At 40.8% G+C, this 19,511-nt stretch carries 19 protein-coding genes; all 19 read right to left on the bottom strand.

Annotated features, from left to right (window positions below):
* Positions 1-18: 18 nt before the first annotated feature.
* Positions 19-177 carry a hypothetical protein gene (locus tag P4S53_RS06375; protein ID WP_337111933.1) on the bottom strand — a complete coding sequence of 53 codons (159 nt, stop codon included), beginning with the start codon at positions 175-177 and terminating at the stop codon, positions 19-21.
* A gap of 130 nt (positions 178-307) precedes the next feature.
* Positions 308-658, bottom strand: a complete 351-nt coding sequence (locus P4S53_RS06370) for a hypothetical protein (RefSeq protein ID WP_337111932.1) — start codon at positions 656-658, stop codon at positions 308-310.
* A 3-nt stretch (positions 659-661) separates the two neighbouring features.
* Positions 662-1,870 (bottom strand): hypothetical protein, encoded by a 1,209-nt coding sequence (locus P4S53_RS06365; RefSeq protein ID WP_337111931.1) that lies wholly within the window; start codon positions 1,868-1,870, stop codon positions 662-664.
* 24 nt (positions 1,871-1,894) lie between these two features.
* Positions 1,895-2,338, bottom strand: coding sequence for a hypothetical protein (locus tag P4S53_RS06360; protein ID WP_337111930.1), 444 nt, complete (start codon positions 2,336-2,338; stop codon positions 1,895-1,897).
* Between the two features lie 45 nt (positions 2,339-2,383).
* Complete coding sequence (locus tag P4S53_RS06355) at positions 2,384-2,581, bottom strand: hypothetical protein (RefSeq protein ID WP_337111929.1); 198 nt, start codon at positions 2,579-2,581, stop codon at positions 2,384-2,386.
* A gap of 14 nt (positions 2,582-2,595) precedes the next feature.
* The gene (locus tag P4S53_RS06350; protein ID WP_337111928.1) at positions 2,596-3,123 is read right to left on the bottom strand and encodes a hypothetical protein; all 528 of its coding nucleotides are present in this window, start codon (positions 3,121-3,123) and stop codon (positions 2,596-2,598) included.
* Positions 3,123-3,779: a hypothetical protein gene (locus P4S53_RS06345; RefSeq protein ID WP_337111927.1), complete on the bottom strand. Its 657-nt coding sequence runs from the start codon at positions 3,777-3,779 to the stop codon at positions 3,123-3,125. Before P4S53_RS06345 ends, P4S53_RS06350 begins: the two co-directional genes overlap by 1 nt.
* Before the next feature lie 14 nt (positions 3,780-3,793).
* Entirely contained in the window at positions 3,794-3,982 is a 189-nt protein-coding gene (locus P4S53_RS06340; RefSeq protein ID WP_337111926.1) for a hypothetical protein, read from the bottom strand.
* 552 nt (positions 3,983-4,534) lie between these two features.
* On the bottom strand, positions 4,535-5,029 hold the full coding sequence (locus tag P4S53_RS06335; protein WP_337111925.1) for a GNAT family N-acetyltransferase: 495 nt from the start codon (positions 5,027-5,029) through the stop codon (positions 4,535-4,537).
* 205 nt (positions 5,030-5,234) lie between these two features.
* Positions 5,235-6,548 (bottom strand): leucine-rich repeat domain-containing protein, encoded by a 1,314-nt coding sequence (locus P4S53_RS06330; RefSeq protein ID WP_337111924.1) that lies wholly within the window; start codon positions 6,546-6,548, stop codon positions 5,235-5,237.
* A gap of 434 nt (positions 6,549-6,982) precedes the next feature.
* Positions 6,983-8,296, bottom strand: coding sequence for a leucine-rich repeat domain-containing protein (locus tag P4S53_RS06325; protein ID WP_337111923.1), 1,314 nt, complete (start codon positions 8,294-8,296; stop codon positions 6,983-6,985).
* A 147-nt stretch (positions 8,297-8,443) separates the two neighbouring features.
* Entirely contained in the window at positions 8,444-9,595 is a 1,152-nt protein-coding gene (locus tag P4S53_RS06320; RefSeq protein ID WP_337111922.1) for a hypothetical protein, read from the bottom strand.
* Positions 9,583-11,745 carry a hypothetical protein gene (locus P4S53_RS06315; RefSeq protein WP_337111921.1) on the bottom strand — a complete coding sequence of 721 codons (2,163 nt, stop codon included), beginning with the start codon at positions 11,743-11,745 and terminating at the stop codon, positions 9,583-9,585. The genes P4S53_RS06320 and P4S53_RS06315 overlap by 13 nt, the downstream gene beginning before the upstream one ends.
* Before the next feature lie 14 nt (positions 11,746-11,759).
* Entirely contained in the window at positions 11,760-13,133 is a 1,374-nt protein-coding gene (locus tag P4S53_RS06310; RefSeq protein WP_337111920.1) for a peptidoglycan-binding protein, read from the bottom strand.
* A gap of 480 nt (positions 13,134-13,613) precedes the next feature.
* Positions 13,614-14,591 carry a hypothetical protein gene (locus tag P4S53_RS06305; protein ID WP_337111919.1) on the bottom strand — a complete coding sequence of 326 codons (978 nt, stop codon included), beginning with the start codon at positions 14,589-14,591 and terminating at the stop codon, positions 13,614-13,616.
* The gene (locus tag P4S53_RS06300) at positions 14,588-15,577 is read right to left on the bottom strand and encodes a DUF2169 family type VI secretion system accessory protein (protein WP_337111918.1); all 990 of its coding nucleotides are present in this window, start codon (positions 15,575-15,577) and stop codon (positions 14,588-14,590) included. Before P4S53_RS06300 ends, P4S53_RS06305 begins: the two co-directional genes overlap by 4 nt.
* Positions 15,558-16,892, bottom strand: a complete 1,335-nt coding sequence (locus P4S53_RS06295; RefSeq protein WP_337111917.1) for a hypothetical protein — start codon at positions 16,890-16,892, stop codon at positions 15,558-15,560. Before P4S53_RS06295 ends, P4S53_RS06300 begins: the two co-directional genes overlap by 20 nt.
* 11 nt (positions 16,893-16,903) lie before the next feature.
* Positions 16,904-17,386 (bottom strand): hypothetical protein, encoded by a 483-nt coding sequence (locus P4S53_RS06290; RefSeq protein ID WP_337111916.1) that lies wholly within the window; start codon positions 17,384-17,386, stop codon positions 16,904-16,906.
* A complete protein-coding gene (locus P4S53_RS06285; RefSeq protein ID WP_337111915.1) occupies positions 17,386-19,488 on the bottom strand; it encodes a type VI secretion system Vgr family protein in 2,103 nt (700 codons plus the stop codon). The genes P4S53_RS06290 and P4S53_RS06285 overlap by 1 nt, the downstream gene beginning before the upstream one ends.
* Positions 19,489-19,511 lie beyond the last annotated feature (23 nt).

Genomic DNA, 19,511 nt, shown 5'->3' with positions numbered 1-19,511 from the left:
GTCTTTCTCCCGTCGGTTTCATTTCACGCCAGTGTGACCACAACCGCTGTTTTCAATCGGTATGAGTATAGCTGGCTGAAATACGGGGATGACAGCAAATATCATCGACCTCAAGCCAGCATCTGCTTCTTTGAGAATCGCGACTATCTGTGTTTCGGTGAACCGTGACTTCTTCATGTTGCTCTCCTGCTGTTATGTGGCAGAAATCTCCAGTTTAGACTGTCTCAGCATAGGGGAAGTGGACAGTTAGGAGCCATCGACGATACAAGATTAAAGAGTCCTAATATCACTGGGCGATGTCCGAATATCAACGCCTTACGCACACTTGTGGGTTGGGGAAATTATGAGGGGATCCGCAAGCACCTGGCTTTACGACTATGGGGGATCCTACTATAGTTGATTCAATATTGTTTCCTATCTCATCGGAGATAATATTTAACTTACCATACTGATCGCTATAAGCTATTGGGTAACCTGACTTTACCTTACTTACTAATTGATTGATTGTTTTAGTTATAAGTAAACTCACCATACCAATTATCTCCTCCAAAAACGAGCGACTCATAAAAGCAAATAATTTAGACCCTCTAGAAACGTCACCATCAATATTGTGGATACGCCCCATCAAATATATTCTAGAAATTGATAACTCAGCCATAATTTATTCCTTGTTGATAATTTTAGTTCGTGTTTCCTGGTAAACTTTTTTATTAGGCAATGGTGGAAAGAAATCACTAAAACTCATACTTTCATAATTTTGTAATAAATCTGCAGGAAGATAATATGAAAGATATCCGATAAAATCCTTTGACTTGGATAAGTTATAAGAATAATAAATTCCAGATATTGGTGTACTCTCGTCATGAATGGTACTTCTGAATATAACATTAGAATTCTCAGGCATATACCAATTCCCAGCTTGTATAATCAAAGATTCTCTGGCTTTCCCTATTTTTTCGTGTGGTTTTTCTAGTGTGTAATAATACTGCCCATCTTTAGAGTGAGCACATGTGAAATATTTACTATCCGCACTGAAATTTTGACCATAGTCACAGTTTTTCGGTAAAGAGTTCACTTCTCCAATATATTTCATATCAGGTAATTTAAATTTAAACTCTCTTCCATAATAATCAGCCAGTTTATACGAGTCACGCTTTACTTGTCGAATATAATGTACGCCATTATCTATAGGAAGACCTCCTGATAGATCGTCTTCAAAGCTTAACTCATCAAGAAAGTTATCCTGGATCGGATGTAAGTGTTTTTGTTGTTTTTTATTTACATCATAATAATATGGATCCTGCCAACTCCTCCCACCAACATAATATACTCCATTGGAATCTTTGTCCCAATGAAAGTTATAACATCGCCCATATCCTAAATCTTCAACCTGCCTATTTTTTAAATCGTATATAGCACATTTGTAATTAAATCCTTCAGGCTGAATAGCGGTGATAATATATCTACCATTTGGTGATCGATTTGGTCGTGATAACCCTTTCCTCTCTGGAATACCACCGATTTCTTTTTGTGTAAAAAGAATCCGAACATCGGTACCATTCATATTCATGATATAAAGACCACCCTTATCACCTTTCGATTTCATCGATAAAAAAAACATAATCTGAGGCATGTTAAATTTTCTATCCCAAATTTCAATCTTAGGCTCTTCCGGTATTTCTATATATATCGGCCAAGCAACACGAGATATTTTATCCTCTGATTTATCTGCGTATTCCACAATATATTTTAAATTTTCCATATACTCTTCATCATATGGATTTGTGACATAGAAATATCCATATGCTGCAGAGCCACCTATTACAGATAGCCCTAGCGCTGCAATTACTGATTTTTTTAATTTATTCATCTCATCATTCCTATATATCTATACCTAATGCTTCTTTTTCCACATCGTCATTAGGTCTTCTAGTCTTTGTTCTTTATTCAGGTTTTCTTCCGTATCTAGAGTTTCTTTTTCTGGATCGGGTGTAAATGGTTCAAATTGATCCGGCTCCATCATCTTTTGATAAGATTTATTAAAAAACACATATTCACCACTGTTCGGATCACACGGACTCGCGATGTACAGAGAAAACTCACCATCTGAAGGCATCCCTTCAAATACACCGTGAATAAAGTGTCCACTACCATCCCCTGATGGCTCTAGCAGTACAGACTGTTGCCTCTCACTCTTCGTGTCATTCAAAATTGCATAGATCTCTTGTACAAAGCCTATATTTTCATCCTCTAGGTCTCGCTCAAGCGTCACTTTGAATCCTTTATTATGCCCTTCCACATACGCCACAGGTGTATTTGAAGATGCATACTGATTCAATACTGCGCACTGTTGAGTCAGCCTGGCCGTATCGTCTTCAGAGACCTAATGGAGTTTGGCAGACTGAATATCAGCGGTATGTTCCTGGGGTTCAAACGCCTGGCGATTTGAATGCACAAACAATTCATCTAGTGGTGTTGTAGCAACATCCAGTTTAGACTGTTTCAGCATAGGGGGAATGGACACTATCATACAGACGCCCATTAAATAAAAACCAGACTGTATCTTTTTTTCTATAGCCATTGACGTAACCTTTATTAATATAATAAATCAATCCAAGTATCTTCATATCTTTCTTTTGAAGGTAATTCAGGGAAATACTCCGAAAGATTGACACCTTCAAATTTTTCCAGCGCACTTATCGGAAGATATAAATCATCATAAACAAAGCTTTCATATTCATCTCCAAAGTCATATTTATACATTACCCTAGATAATGGTGTATCTTCCGATTTATTAACTATTCTATATATTTCACCATCTTGCATTGCCCACTTACCTAATTCAATCACACGAAAACCTAAACTTTTTCCTATTATCTTGTTAGGGTTATTTGATTCATACACATTGTACTCAAGTTTATTACTATCATAACTACAAGTAAAAAGGCTTGAGTTCAATCCAAATGCTCCACCAGATTTACATTCTTCAGAAAGATAATTACCTCGTTCAGGATTTTTGAAACCTGGCATATCGTATATGATCTGCTCCCCACTTCCTTGAATGGAATTTACATAATCATTATCATTGTAAATCTTTGAAATTGCTTTTGTTTTGTTTTTCACTAAAAAAATATATTATTAGCATCATCGAAATCTTGGCTATAAATATATTTTATATATTTTAATTCTTTAGACTTAAGCGTTAATAATGCAGTTTCAGCATTAATGTTTATGATTGCCACTCTCCCATCATCAGTCCATGATTCAACAAAACATCGACCTGATGCAAAACTATGCCCTTTTCTTTTATCTATATCATAAAGGGTACAGCCAAAGCTTTTATCATTTGATGTTGAAATGATATATCTTCCATCGGGTGAACGATTAGGGCGTGTAAAATATCCTAAAGGCCAAATATCAGATCCAAAATCCTCACGTGTTGCAACAAGTTTGACGTCTTTCCCATCTATTCCCATTGAATAAAGATGATAATAGAAATCTCCAGACTTTCTGGCCTTGAATAATATTCTTGGAATCTCATATTGTTCATCCCATACCTCATATTCAATATCTTCCGGTATACTTGCGTTTATTCGCCATGAAAGTATGTCTGTTCTTGTTTTCCATCGTTTTATTTCAACCGCTTTAACCAATGACGTCAGTTGCTTCTGATAATCCTTATCATAAGCCAACTTCTCTTTAATCATTTTCCACGCTGGGTAGGCGATTGCACCAACACAAAGTGCACCTAAGCTATAAGCAAGTAATTTTTTCTTCATGGTTTAAATTGATCCTAAAAATTTGTTGCGTTCAGCCAAAGGTTTCTGAGCTCTTCAATTTTCTTTGCTTCTTTGAAGGACTCTTCAACCATTTCAGCATGTTCAATTTCTTCACATTCGTCTTGATCGTTTGCCAGTTCTTCAAACGGCATTTGCGTAAAGATGAATTCTGCACCATGCGGATCTTTGGGATTTGCAATCAAAGAGAGTGAAACTTCCTTCTTTTTGCAATCCCGTTAATGACACAACTGAATAGAATTTTGGGGGTTCGTGCTCGGGACTTTAAGCATTGTCAGCGTTCTGTGACCAGTTTTCACATCAGCTATCGGGTTGCGGAATCAGCACACGATGATTCTTTTCAACTCTCGGTTCCGTACACAGGCACAATGGTTCGGTCATCAAGATCCAATCAGGAAACCCTATCAGATTGAATACCCTAATCAACTGCTTTAATCGCCGCACTCGCCTGAACATATCACTTTGCGGTATTGAGCCAAAAATTAATTTCTGGTTTGGCTCATTGGGTTACTGTTTTGCATGGCAGTCGATTTCAGTTCCGGCAACGACAATATCCTCTTTACCCGCCTGTCATTCGTCCCGAACAGGAACACGCTGTGAGAGGTTCACCATTCAGCTCTGGCACTAATGGCAAAACCGTATTCTTCATTTTGAAATCTCGAATTGGTCATATCGAGCCCGTTGACCGCGACAGATGTTTTTCAATCGGTATCGGAATAGCTGCCTGAAATATGGGATTAGTCAAATCGCTTTTCCATCCAGAGTGAGCTGATGTACTCGCCCTGTTTTCTGGCATAGTCATGAAAAACGCCGACCTCACGAAAGCCGAATTTCTGATGCAGCGCCACCGATGCATCGTTCGGCAAAGCAATGCCAGATAAGGCACAGTGCACCGGTTGAGTCGCTAAAGCATCAAGTAAGGTTTTCATTAACACACTCCCCAACCCGTGCCCCTTCGCATCGGGGTGAAGGTAAATGGTCACTTCAACGGTTTGTGCAAATGCAACGCTAGGCCGGTAAGGCTGGCTACAGACAAACCCTATCACCTGATGGTTTTCGAGGGCAACGAAAAGCTGATGTGGAGAATCGGGACGGAATTGCGTAAACCACTCATTACGATTACCCAGCGTCATCGGCTCGGTTTCAAATCTGGCGTTCGTGTGCTCAATGTAATGATTAAAAATAGCCGTGATCGCAGGGATGTGGGTGAAAGTGCCGGGGAGTATGTTCATGTGATGTATTTTTATTTATTTGTTTAAGATTCCGCATTTTAAAAGATTAAGCGCAAAGGTGCGATGGGCGTCGTCGTCTAACTTTACCTTCTGAAAAACCAATGGTGTTTAAATTTTCAATAGTATTCTCCCTCTGGACATGCCAGAGGAAGAATATCTACGTTAGCTTCACAATAAAAAATTAATTTTCATGGCGCTACTTAAATCAATAGTACATGCCCATTCGTTTTCTCTGCTCTAATGTTGAAGTTTCGTGGAATGGCGTTTCAGAGATGTTAAACATAACGCCTTTAAACTGATCCACCATTTCAAAATCAACACTTTCTACAGGGTTATTTTCAAAGTTCACAGCTTTTAAAGAAGGCATGTCTCTTAGCCCAGAAACAGATTTAATTTGGTTATCCTCCAAATCAAGAAGTCTCAGTTTCTTGAGCCCTGCAAGATCTGAAATCTGTGAAATGTTATTATCTTTGAGGTATAACTCTTCTAAATTAACCAATTTTCTTAATCCAGCTATATCCTTCAGCTGATTATTTTCAAGTTTAACTTCCTTCAACTTTGTTAAACGTTTCAAATCTGGCACTGAAGTGAAATTTGCATCTGTGATCTTTAAGAAATTCAGATTTTCACAGTTTTCTATCTGAGGAAACGCATTTGAATTCAATGCTGTCACTATCAATGACTCTAATTTTTTAGACAAAACCACCTCATCCAACCTGTCCACTTCAGTGATAATTAGATATGTTAGATTTTCCAATTTGCTTATATCTTTTGTTTGAGATAAATTTCCTCCGTCTACTGTTAAATATTTGATATCATTGAGATTAAACAGGGAAACTTTTCCTGCAAAACTTTCACCTATAGTATGTAAATCTAACCTTTTAATATTCCTTAATTTCTCAAACCCACTTAAGCTTCTTAATTTTGTATAAACTAAATCTAAAGACTCAAGTTGAGATACATATTCCAAGCCACTCAGAATCTCAACATCTGTGTACATGATATTTATTGTTTTTATTTTATTGATTCTAGGGAAGATAATTTCAGTTGACTTATTATCAAAAAGCATTAGATATTCTAAACTTTCAAACGACGATAAATCTAATGGTTCTTTCGAACTTAATCCAGATATATATAAAGTATCTAAATCAGCAAATTTATTTATCAAATCAATATCTGAATAATCTGGCTCAATCAAATTTAACTTTCTAACTTTTCCTTCACGATCAATAACAATTGAATTTTTTAAGGATTGAAATGATATATGTTTCTTATAGCGTGCGACTTTTATTTTTGGAAGACTCTCAAACCTTACATCACCATAATCATCAATAAAATCGTCAATCTGAATATTTTCCCCTTCTATATAAACAGTATATTTTTTATTTTTAATCATCTCTTTGACTAATTTAATGTCACCACTATCGCTAATAGCATTCAAAATATTAAATGATTCAGAATTAGCAACTGGGGATAGTAAAAGAATAATTAATGGTATAAATAATTTCAGTAACCTCATTCATAAAACCTTAAAATTAGTTATATTTTTATAAAAAAAAGGTGTCCACTTCATAATCCAGAGACTGACTAACCTGATGCTTTCATCCAAATAAATACGAATTAGAATTCGGTCTGAAATTTTGAAAACCAATCATGACTTGATTTCTAACTTGGCGTTTACATGCTCAAAGTAATGACTACTAATCACTATGGTATCAGGTACGTAAGTGATGGTGTCGAGGAGGAAGTTCATTGGTTCTTTTCTTTGTTCACTGAAGATTCCACATCTTAAATGATATAGAACAAAGGTGCGATGGACGTAGTTGTCTCACTTTACCTTCTGGAAAACCGATAATGTTAAAATTTTTAATAGTATTCTCCCTCGACATACTAAAGGGAGAATATCTAGGTTAACTTCACAAGAAAGAATTAATTTTTATACAGCTATTTAAATCAATAGTACATGCCCATTCGCTTTCTCTGCTCTAACGTAGAAGTTTCGTGGAATGGCGTTTCAGAGATGTTAAACATGACACCCTTAAACTGATCAACCATTTCAAAATCAACACTTTCTACAGGGTTATTTTCAAAATTCACCGCTTTTAACGAAGGCATGTCTTTTAATCCAGAAACAGATTTGATCTGATTATCTTCCAAATCAAGAAGCCTCAGATTCTTGAGTCCTGCAAGATCTGAAATCTGCGTAACATTATTGTCTTTGAGATATAATTCTTCTAAATTAGCTAACTTGCTTAAACCAGAAATATCGCTCAACTGATTTTTTTCCAGTTTAACTTTCTTCAATTTAGTTAAACGCTTCAAATCTGGCACTGATGTGAACTTTGCATCAGTGATCATTAAGAAATGCAGGTTTTCACAGTTTTCTATTTGAGGAAATACATTTGAATTTAATCTTCTCACTAACAATGATTCTAGTTTTTCAGGCAAATCAACATCATCCATACTATCTATTCTAAGTAAAGTAAGATGTTTTATATTTTTAAGGTTGCCAATCTGTTTTACATTAAATAAATTTTGTCCAGTTGACGTCAAATATTCTAATTTCTCTTGCTTGTTAAACGATATTTTCTCGATAAAGTCTTCACCAACATTCGCTAGATTTAGTCTTTTAATTTCTCTTAACTTATCTAATCCATTCAGGTTAGTTAACTTTGTGTAAGTTAATTCTAATGATTCAAGTTGCTTTAAATGACTTAAGCCACTTATGTTTTTAATCTCAGAGTTTATAATATTTATCGTTTTTAATGAGTTCTTTTCAGGAAATATGATTTCACTTGAATTATTAACAAACACCTTCAAGTATTTTAAATATTTAAATGGTGTTAAATCCAATGGTTCTGTTGCTTCTAAGCCATAAATATACAATGCATTCAGATTAACAAATTCTTTTATACTAGCAAGATCAGAATATTCAGGTCTAATCATACTCAACATTTTAACTTGTCCATCACGATTAAGAACAATAGCATTTTTCAAACTTTGAATAGGTACAAAGTTTTTAAATTCATCAACCTTTACTTTAGGCATGCTCTCAAATTTTCTATCACTATAATTGGTCAAAAAGTTTTCAACTTCAAGATTCTCCCCTTCGATATATACGTTGAAACCTTTATCTTCAAATGAATCTCTTACAATTACAACATCTTTACTCAGCACATCATCATCAAAAAAACTTAATGTATTAGAATATGCACTTGAAGATAGAAAAAAGACAATAGACAATAAAAATTTAACCATTAAAGACATAAGAGTAACACCAAGTTAATAAATAAAAATATTATTTCACAAAATAACACTTTTTAAAAGAAAAAACTCTATTAATTATAAAGAGAATAGTGATGCACCACCCCCTTTATTTTATTCATGAGAGAACTAATTTATAACTTCATCAATTTAAAAATCATGATTAAAATATACATTGTTCCATAGTTCTGAACCGTAGAAAATTTCACTATCCTTTGGATCAAATGATCCCAACTCTAGTAAGGTTGATATTTTAGTTTTTAATTCAATGTTCCGTTCATCAATGTATATAATCTGATCTTTTTCCTCATCTGACTTTACAGTTTCATAATATTCGATTAATTTTTCAACATTGTTTATACCGTCAAAATCACCCAAGTCAAAATCGACAAGTTCTGTGATCCCCTCAACATCAAATTTATTTTTCACATAAAGTGGTATAATGGCATGCCAAGTCAAATCGCCTAAGTCAACACCTTGATCAAATATCAACTCTTCCACATGTAAATCATCAATAATTTTTATTATATCTTTCGTTAATTCACATGATTTGTACATATCGTAAGGATTGTCGTTATAAATTTTTATTATATCGTACTCAGTATCATATATCTCATTAGAACGCATACTTACTATATTACCGGTTCTCATATCTATTGAATTTGAAATAAGATCATATCTTCTCAACACATCAATTTTCAACGGTGGTAACTTGGCTTGAAACTTCAACCAAGATTCTTCGAGCAAGTCTTGTGAATTAGATGATAGAAATCTCCAAATCATTTCAGCGACTTCAATCGCTAATAAAATTACACTTACAATTGTACCTACAATAATAAGTATAGTTCCGAGAATTGGCCCCAGAATCGTGGCTACAGGTATTAATATCCCTGTTCTCAATATATAACCAGAGACTAAAAGTAGTCCTGAAGCTGCGCTCCCTGCCGCCAGAACAGCTTCCTTATATTTTCCATTTTCTAAATGATCAGCAACATAATACAATGACACAACAGTTTGCACGATACCCAAAGGTATTGCTAATTTATCTAATAATGCTGATATGTTTTTTCCAGCATTTAATAAATTGCTTCTGAGATTACCGGTATAAACACTGAATTTAGCTTTTTCAATTACTGCGGCAATTGCCATAGAAGTTGAACCAGAAAAGGATCCAATTGCGTTTGTGATGTCTAAATATCCATTAAGATACTCTAAATACACCCGTTCTGAAGGCCAATCTTCAACTTTTGCTTTCTCTGACAGTGCTTGTAAAGACTGTATACTCAAAGTCAAGTTAAACATCGTATAAATAGATTTTCCAACTGCGGCTGCAACTGGTTTTTTTGATTTATTGCATCATAGAATGCTTTACTATTACCATCACTCTCATCAGCCTTTTCTATAAAACCCTTAATTTCTCTCAAGGTATCAGAAGCACGCTTATTTGATTTATCAATTGACCTTGTTACAACAAATGATTTAAACAAATCCGTAACTGTCATTAAACCATTTGCAAGTTTTGTTTTTCCATCTTTTGGATTTAAAACATTAAAAACACATAATACGCTTCTGAAAATCCTTATGTGATAAGTTGCATCATTCGCTAGTGCGATTTTAATCTTATTATATATATAAGGCTGATAACAACTTAATACAACCTGTAATGTGCAAGGTGCACCAGGGCCAGGAATTACATGGCTTAAATAAGGTTTAAGTAGCGATTGATAATTTGATAAAATTAATGAAAAAATTGATTCATGATTAAATTCACTTTTTTCTTTAAGTGAATTTAAACTTTCACTTTGAATTCTCAAATATCCTGGAATTATTTCACCTTCGTCTACAAATTCATTACGAGCAACACCAAACCATAAATCACAAATTTCTTTATATGCCTGATCATCGGTATAGTTAGCAAGTAGTTCAACTCCAAAATTTATATCTTCATTCCAAATCTTCTCACCATAAATTTCGGAATGAGATAAAGCTGCATAACACTCTGCAATAGTTTCAAATATTGCATGCCAACCGTATTCTTCATCCATATATGGGCCAGAATACATCTTGATCTCAGATGCGTCTTTATCGGCAGAGTTCTCAATATAACTTTTTAATTCAGCATACAGCGCTGGAGATTTCAACAGATAAAATAGTTCTTCAGCTTTTAAATCAATATGACGTTTTTGTGTATAATACTCAAAGGTTGGATATTTATCCTCTGGACATTCAATAGCAGTTCTAATTGCACTTCTAAGGTTGTTAACTGAGCTTAATAATTCCTTCTCATTCTTCTTGTTTTCTAAATCATCGTTTGTACCAAAACGCTGGTGCAACTCTAGGAGTTCTTCCATGTCATTGAGTACATTCAGTTTGCTGTAATGCGGTGCACAAATTAAATTATATTCATTAATTTGCATCTGTAGTTCGCCGAGAACATTACGAAGTCGGTAGTTCCACTCAGGTAAAGTACAGTGCAAATAGATTTTTTCAGGTGCTCTCTCTGCCTTTCCTTCATAGATAACCTTTTTATCCTGAAGATTATCATCATTCACATAATTAGTAACTTTCACCTGATTTAATTTATCAAGCGATTTTGATTTGAAAAGTGTCTGATCAAGTGGGTACAATAGAAATGCTGTAGGATTGCTTAAATTAATTCTACTTTCCGTCAAACTATAATAGTAAGTGTCACTATCTCGTAATAAGTGTTTTGGATGCATTAACTGCTTCAAAACAAAGCAATCTGACTCTGCGGACTCTTCAGTGTCAAGAAACGATGATTCCGAACTTATTTTTGTCGCTTCGCCATTACTATTTACGTATGCAGCATTCAGTCTGGATGTGTTATAACCGGCTGAATTTAATCCATAATCATCATCTAACTGCCAATATAATATGAATCGATCTTTAATAATGGTTTCATCATCAGCATAATAAAACTGAGTCAGGCTATAATCCCATTTTCTCTCATACGATGCGACAGTCGTTTCTATTGTTCCATCTACTTCCTGATGCTGTGTCACTGTACGAGTTACAATCGGAACAAACCACTTAGGGAATTGAGCATTACTGGTATCAAGGTGCCATTCTTTAGGATCTAATACTGCGCCATCCTTTTCAGTGATCAATAAGCATTTTTCAAATTCTTCACTATACTGAACGCTACGTGACTCTAAAGTATCAATATTTAACTCTAAATCCTCTTGATAAAATTCATAAGGATTAATAGATTTATGTTTATTGACAGTCCTCCGAATAAATCTCTCAATGGCAGAAATTTCCTCTTTTATTATTCTTGCTTGATACTCTGCCCTAAATTTAATTATTCTATTCTCATCATTGTCTGATGAGAATTCTTTTAACTTTTCTTCGATCTTATTCAAAAGAACCTGTTTGTACTCGTAATCTTTCAATGCCAAGTCATAATTAACTTGATAGTTTTCTAAACTCATGCCCAACTCCTAAATTAGTAAGCTTCAATATTTTTTATGATATTATTAGTTTCTTTATCGTTCTCGCCTGTTATCTCACAGTGATGAGAAAATTGAAGCTCTTTAATTGCATTTTCTGTTTTCACTCCACTTTGACCATCAATATTCCCGCAGTACAAACCCAGGTTCATCAATCTTTGTTGAAGGCCAACAGTTTCACTAACTTCTGACATGCTATTCAATTTTACTACCATTCTTTTCTGAACATGTTCATTTTCAGGGTCTGGCATAAATGAGATAAAAACTTGTTTTTCATCAGTTTCAAAGTTAAAAGGGACAAAACCATCGTCATTAGTTTCTCCTTTTATATTTTTTTCACCATACTTTAATTCATACGGACTATTAGAATATGGGTTTCCATACTGATCTTGAAGAACTATTCCTTTTCCATAACTTATGCCACCAGTTAAAAATATTACTGGCGTATTGCTATCCTGATAATTACTAAGAATTGTATTTGATGAACTAAACCATGGCCGTTTAGTATCCATTGATGAAACTTTTGCCAAACTAATTAACTGTGAATTATCTTGTTCACTGAAAGTCTTTGAATTTGAATAAATACTTAATTCGTCGAGTGAAACCGCTCTCTTAGACAGCTCTTCAGGAGAAGATTCAATCTTTTCAATTTCAATAAAACTCATCTGCCTTGGAGAGTAAATAACTTTGACACCATTCTCACCGGCCTGAACTTCACCGGCAATTTTATACGGTACCCAGAATTGCGGCAGATCGAATCCATTCGCTTCACGGTATTCAATGACAGGCTGTTCTTTCTGCCTTTCCTGCTGATCTCTTACACGGTAATATTCGCTATCAATATCTTTGTAATAGCCAAACTCTGTGACTTGCAGCTCGCGCCAGAGTTTACCTTTCCAGAAGACATACAAATAGCCGCCTTTTAATTCCGCGGCTTTATCCTTGTCTTTGCTACTATCCAGATAGGCCAGAGCACGGACAGGGATCAAAACCGTTTCCCATTCATCCATGTCCGCTTCTTTTTCTACCGGCATCAAATTATCGGCCAGTAAGAAAGTCAACGGCTGAGGTAGCCCCTGTAAGGGCACGACCATATAGAGTTTTTTGGCTTCGTTTTCGAGGGCTTTAAAAGTTGCCAGCGTTCTGTGACCTGTTTTCACATCGGCTATCGGCCGGGTGATTTTCTGATCCTGCATCTCGGTTTTAGCAAGCTGAAAATACGCCCGGTTTCCCTGCCACTGTCCGGCCAGTTCCACCACCAGTTTGTGCTCTGGTACAGGTTCTATCGGTTGATTGACCACATTGCGGGGCAACGGGGTGATGTCTTCCAGCGGCGTATAATTCGCCTTTACATATCTCACTTTTTTCATTTACTTTTTCTCGTTTTTCTTCGCTTTGGCGAAACTAAACCACGTTAGGCTTGAAGGAAAACAACAGCGAGAAGCTAAGCGCTTACCAGCGGCCAACATGAGTGAACCAGGAATAGTGTCCGGGCATGAAAACATCGGACCTTGATTAATTGTGTGTGAGAAGGTGTATCGGCTATCGGGTTGCTGAATCAGCCCACAATGGCAGTACATCATGATGACGCTCTCCGCAGCGAGTGTGCGCTTATTCGTGCTGTCGGCGGCTGTGCGATAACAGACCAACGAATAAGCCCAGCATGGCTCTTTTTTAATCTCTGTTCAGTACATGAACACACTGGGTACGGTCATCAAGACGTACAGCGGAAAACCCTATCAGATTGAATACCCTAATCAACTGATTTAATAGCCTCTCCCACCTAAAAATGTCACTTTGTGGTATTGAGCCAAAAAATAATTTCTGTTTTGGCTCATTGAGTTACCGCTTTACGTGACTGCCGTGTTCGGTTCCGACAGGGCGAACGTCATCATCGCCCGGCTGACATTGGCCCCGAACAGGAACACACTGCGCACCCGCTGGCTGTCGCTGTGGTACAGCGCTAATGCCAGAGTGGCAAACAATGAGGCTTCGCCCAGATAGCCCCACAAGCTGTGACTGAGCACAAGCTGTTCGGGATTGGTCAGCCGTTCACCTCTGGCACCAATGGCAAAACCGTACTCTTCATTTTGAGATCTCAGGTTGGTCATATCACTGAACAGCAAGCCAAAGTCATCCACGGATTTGCTTTGTTTGCGCAGGGCACTAGACATCAACTGCTCGCCCGAACCCTGCTCGCAGTGCCAGCTGTCCAGCCTGGCCTGTGGCGTTAATTTCAATGCTTCGACCAGACTGCGCGATGCCAGTACGGCCCCTGCTGCGCCCTCGCTGGCAATCACTCCCCAGGGATGCTGAGCCGTCTGCAGCAGATTTCGCTGTGAGAGCGCATCCAGTGCCGATATTGGGGAATCCAGAGAGATCGCCATCACCACTTCTTCTTCATTCAGGCTTCTTAACACATCAGAAAAATGCGTATGTTCTGTGTGATGACTCATCACCACCCGGCCAAGTACCTTTTCTAAGCCGCTATCAGGACGCCAGATTTGATACCAGTTATCCAATTGCGACTGCGTGATGGCTTGTGGCATACGCACATATAGCGGTACTGGCGGCAGGCTGCCCGGCAGGTTCACCGCCAGTTGGCTCACTAGCAGGGCCAGCATGGCAAAGTATTTGTCGGCCGTGTTTTCTTCAGCATCCAGATAGGTGATTGGCGCAACCGTCGCTTTGCTGTCGTCATCTGCCACTGGCCGGGTCTCGTACATGTCCAAATCTGCCTGCGCCACGGCAACAGAAATATCCAGGTTGAAACCCGCCGCGGTGACGGCATCTGCGCAAAGAATGTAACGAGCAGCGGATAAACTCATACAACAGCCTTTTCTTCAGTAATAACAGTATTGACTAAGTCAGCCTCCTGTCCCTGACAAGGAAATGCAGCCGACCAGGTGGCCGTCACCATCAAGGTATCGGCATCCACGGATAAGGTATGCAGCGCCATGGTTTGCTGGCGCTTTTGGCTGCCAAACGCCGCATCGGCAACAAAAGTGCGCCGCGGTAACGTAAAATAGAGCGTCTCTTCATGACTGAAACCAGACACGATGATGCGCTCACCGCCAGCCAGTAACCCTTTTGTCTGCTGGTCAACAGGCGCTGACTGGTAAAAGGCCGTCGAAAAATCAACCGGATATAGCGGGCGGCGTTCTTCTGACCATTTCTCATCAAACGTCCCCGCCAGACGGGCACGCGCCGCGTCAAAGACAGCCAGCGGACCAAACCCGGCAGGCTGCACCTTTGCGGTATCTGGCTGCCAGTCCTGTTTCAAATAGAATACCGAAGGCACAGGCTGGGTCAGCAAATCCATCGTTTTGTTTGCAACCCCGCAGCCAATCCGGTTACGAGGATCGTCTCCCCCTATCGCGTGGGCATACGTCACCGGACGCTCGATAAAAGGGGCGGGGACAGTGACATCCACCTGACCGGCCTGAGTGATCCATTGGCGCTCACCCACCACCGTCAGGGTTTTATCGATATGCTCTTCTATCAGCAAACGGCACTGCACACGGGTCACGGGTTTCTTGCCCAGGCTCCGGGCGTGCCCTTTCACCAACACGTCTGTATTGGTTTTACTGACGGCAAAGTCCTGATCCGCCATCATGGCTGAGAAGCCAGGCTCACCATCAAACACAGGGGTTGAATGGATCTCTGGCTGCGTCTGTACTGGCTGCCACTGGCCATCACACTGCTGCCAGCCGGTTTTTAAACACACCACCCATACGGTCTGTCCGTGATGATCACGCACAAACTGCCCTTTCATGGCGTAAGGTAAATTAGATTCAACGTCCCACAGCTGCATCACGCATCCTCTGGTTATACCGCTCCGATGCAGTACTGTTTTTAGAAAGTGTATGAATGGCCCGCCGTTGTTTTTCCGGCCAGCTCATGGGGTCATAAGGCACATAAATGCCGCCATTGAGGCATAAATCCCGCCAGACCCAGGTACGAAACAAGGCAGGCATGGACGCGCTTTTCAGCACATCGATACTGGTGGCATAACTCAGCGAGCCGCCCATTCTCATCATGGGTGACAGGGCTAACGGCTTACTATTCCACCAAGGCTCAAGAATATCAGCCGCCTCTTGTGCGTTACAGGTCACGCCCAGCTCACTGCTGTTCACCGGCATCTGATTGCCCAGGATGAGCAACAGGGCATGCAAATAGTTTTCAGCCTGATTGTCATCTTCCGACTGTCTGAGCTGAGCAATCATAGGCGTCACGGAGTCAGGATCTCCTGCCAGCGCCGCTTTCAGATAAGCGTGTTTGTCATTCCCGAAATCGGGCAGCGTGAAAGATTCTGGCAGGCGATTCAAAATGGCGTATTCATCCACCTGCTGAAATGCCTCTTTCTGGGGCAGGATGTCACCACGAAGCCAGGCAACTTTGTCTTTTCGCACCAGCAAATGGGTAAATAAAGACTGAGCAGGATCGCCATGTTCTATCACCCAGTTCATGCCGGCCTCGTGTCCTGAACAGGCCAGCTGATGCCGGGCCAGCTCGCTCACTTTCGCCGAGCCATCCCGGATATACTTGGTGGCAAACTCAGCATTCAGTTCATGACGGCGCACCAAAGCACGCATCGCCAGTTCAGACTGTGGGATCTGGCTGATGGCCGCGGACTGCAATGTTTCAATCAGCTGTGCGGATGTCGCCAGCGAAACCGTCTCCAGCCACATCTGTGCCTGCAGTTTGTCGGCCAGCAGTAATGATAATTTCCCCGCAGTCGGATCAAGCGGATCAATCTCTGCTGAGCTCAGCACCCATAGCAGCACCTGGGGATGGGTGTCGGCCAACGGATATACATAGCCAGGCTCAACCCGAAAGAGCGCCACAAACACCGCCATCAACCGAGCCAGTTTCTTGTTCAGCAAATGGTAATAACGGCTGTCGCTATCAGGTAAACCGCTGTCCAGAGCACGATGACGCTGAGCCAGCAGGAAGCGCACTGCTTCTGCAGCATTATCGGCTTTCTCTCGTGCAAAACCCTGTATACCCGGTGCAGAGGCTTCAGCGCGCTCAACCGCCTGCTTCATCGCCGCGGCCAGCTGCTGCAAATCCTCTTCCGTAAGAATGCTAAAACCTGACACTTCAGGCTTAATCTGGCTGATCATCATGTTGGCGCCTATCAGTTAATCGCTATTATCGCACCCTGAATTTTCTGGGATTTTTCCGCCTGGCTGTTGATGTATTTAGCTTCCGTCGTTACCCGGCTGTTTTTTCCGTCGTAGTGCGTTTTTGCACCCTGGCTGGCAACAATCAGCTGCTCTTCAGCTTCAATGCGGATATTTTTCGCTTTCAGCACCAGCTCATCACGCTGTTCAATCAGCGAAAAGAAAATGTCCGTGACCAGAGGCAAATTCGGATCATTACCAATGAATTCAATGCGGCACGACAGTGAATTCTGTACAGCCAGCTCAAGCTCAACCCGGTTAAACTGGCGACCAAGCCTGGCAGCCAGACCGGATGCCATATCGCAGCCATCGAAAATGACGCGAACACTGTCCCCTTCAATCGCCAGAATATGGCCGAAACGGGCATGTAAAGGAGCCGGGGATTCCCCGGCTTCTGATTCAATCATGAAATGGCTTTGTGTCTGCTGCTTTTGCATTAGTTCACCGATACTTTTCCGCCCTGAACAACCACTTTATCTGAACCATTAATCGAGATAGACGTGCCTGTGATCTGAATCGAGCCGTCACTGTTAAGCACCAGTTGTGACTGGCCGGCTTTGAGGACGATCTTGTCTTTACTGATGATCTGAGTGGTACTCTTCGAATCAGAGGTAATATTTCCCGTCACTGTGAGCGTGGAATTCCCCTCAACAGTGAGGTTGTCATCTTTTGTCACCTGGCTTTGCCGCGCTCCGGTCACTGACAAAGTCTGATTCCCCGTGACATCCAGCTCGTCATTCTTGCCGATCGTCGTGGTACGGTTTTCATTTACCGCCAGTTTGGCATTCTTCACAACCGTCACGCTTTCATTACTGTTGTATGTCACAGTGACGTCGCCATCCACAGTTTCGGTGAAGGTGCCGTTTACTTCCGTGGTTTTTGTACCTTTGATCAGTTCTTGCTGATTCTGACCAATTTCGTTGGTTTTATGTCGTGCGACTGTCAGCAGATCATCGTTACCTATGTCTTCAAAACGGTCATTCAGCACCTTCACCGACATATCTTTCTGCGCGCGCAGATACAGCTCTTCATGATTAGTTTCATCATCCAGGCTGATCTCGTTGTACCCTTCTCCTTTATGCGTTTTAGAACGCAAGGTGGTGCGGGTTTTCTTGAGCGGCAAATCATAAGGCGGTAGATGCAGGCCGTTATAAACCGACCCTGTGACCAAAGGTTGATCCGGATCACCTTCCAGGAAGCTGACCACCACTTCGTGCCCGATACGTGGCAGGAAAACCGCGCCCCAGTTCGGACCGGCCAGGCTCTGGCTGACCCGTACCCAGCAGCTTGAGTGTTCATCCGACGCACCCAATCTGTCCCAATGGAACTGGATCTTGATGCGGCCCAGGTTGTCGGTATAGATTTCTTCGTTCGCCGGACCAACCACTACTGCGGTTTGCGGGCCTTCCACAACAGGTGCCGGTAAGGCGGGAGCCCGGTAAGTCATGTCGGCAGGGAATGCGATCACTTCGTTGTGATAGGTGGTGGGTTCATCCCCGGCTTCTTCCGCGTGAGCCTGCGGATCACTGCCTTCGTGCTTTACTTCCAGCAGGATGAAATCACGGTTCAGAGACTGGCGCGGATGGCGTTCCATCAGGAAGCTGTAACCGGGGATCAACCGCATAACACAGGTTGTCGCTTTCAGCTCAGTGCCGGATACCTTATGGGCTGACAGGCGATAATCAGACTGCAGCTTACCCTGAGGTTGCTGACCGTAACGTCCCGGATAACGGTACACAGCCAGATCGGTATAGACCTCGGCTTCATCCGATTCAGGAACATCCGCCATCAGACGGGTTTTAGGCGTTAAGTAGTTATAGTCGTTCTGTGAAACCGCTCCGGTGTGCACGCGGGTGGCAAAATCGGCGTCAAAAATATGCTCGCGATCCGGCACCCCGCCCGAGTCGGCATGATACAGAATCGGCGTTTGCTCGGCGCCGGGGATCAAAGTGGCGTTTTCGGCAGTGCTGGGCAGCGCGTTGACCAGTTCATTCTTATCCACAATCACCAGTTCATGGCCGCTGTGGGTATGATCGAAGTAATACCACAAGCCATGCTGAGACATCAGACGATGGATAAATTCCAGATCGGTCTCGTGGTACTGCAGAATATATTCCTGCTTCTCGCCCGCATCGGCAAGCATACGTACCGCTGTAACACCGGCTTCTTCCAGCACGGCTTCGATGATTTCATTGATCGTTTGATCCTGAAAAATACGGCAGTCCTGCCGCTGGGTCAGAAACCAGAGATCGGGCACCAGCTTTAACTCATAGCGGCTGAACTGGCGACCTGTGCCCAGGAAGCGGGCTTCACTGACTGTGCCATGGAAAACACGGGACACACCGCTTCCCTGGCCAAAAAGTTGCAGCACCCCTGCTTTGCGAATCACGTCCTCAAAAGCAATATCTGCATCACGTGAAAGCAATGTGACGTTAATTTCAAAAGGTTGAAACAGACGCTCGGTGATCTTAAATTCTTCAACACGAAATTCGTGTTCTGTTTCTTCGATAGAGAACGAAAATTGAACCGGATTACTCATTACTTTTACCTGATACAACTATG

The organism is Photobacterium sp. Hal280 (assembly GCF_037162255.1).
Taxonomy (GTDB): Bacteria; Pseudomonadota; Gammaproteobacteria; order Enterobacterales; family Vibrionaceae; genus Photobacterium.
This window is presented reverse-complemented; position numbering and strand designations above follow the sequence as displayed.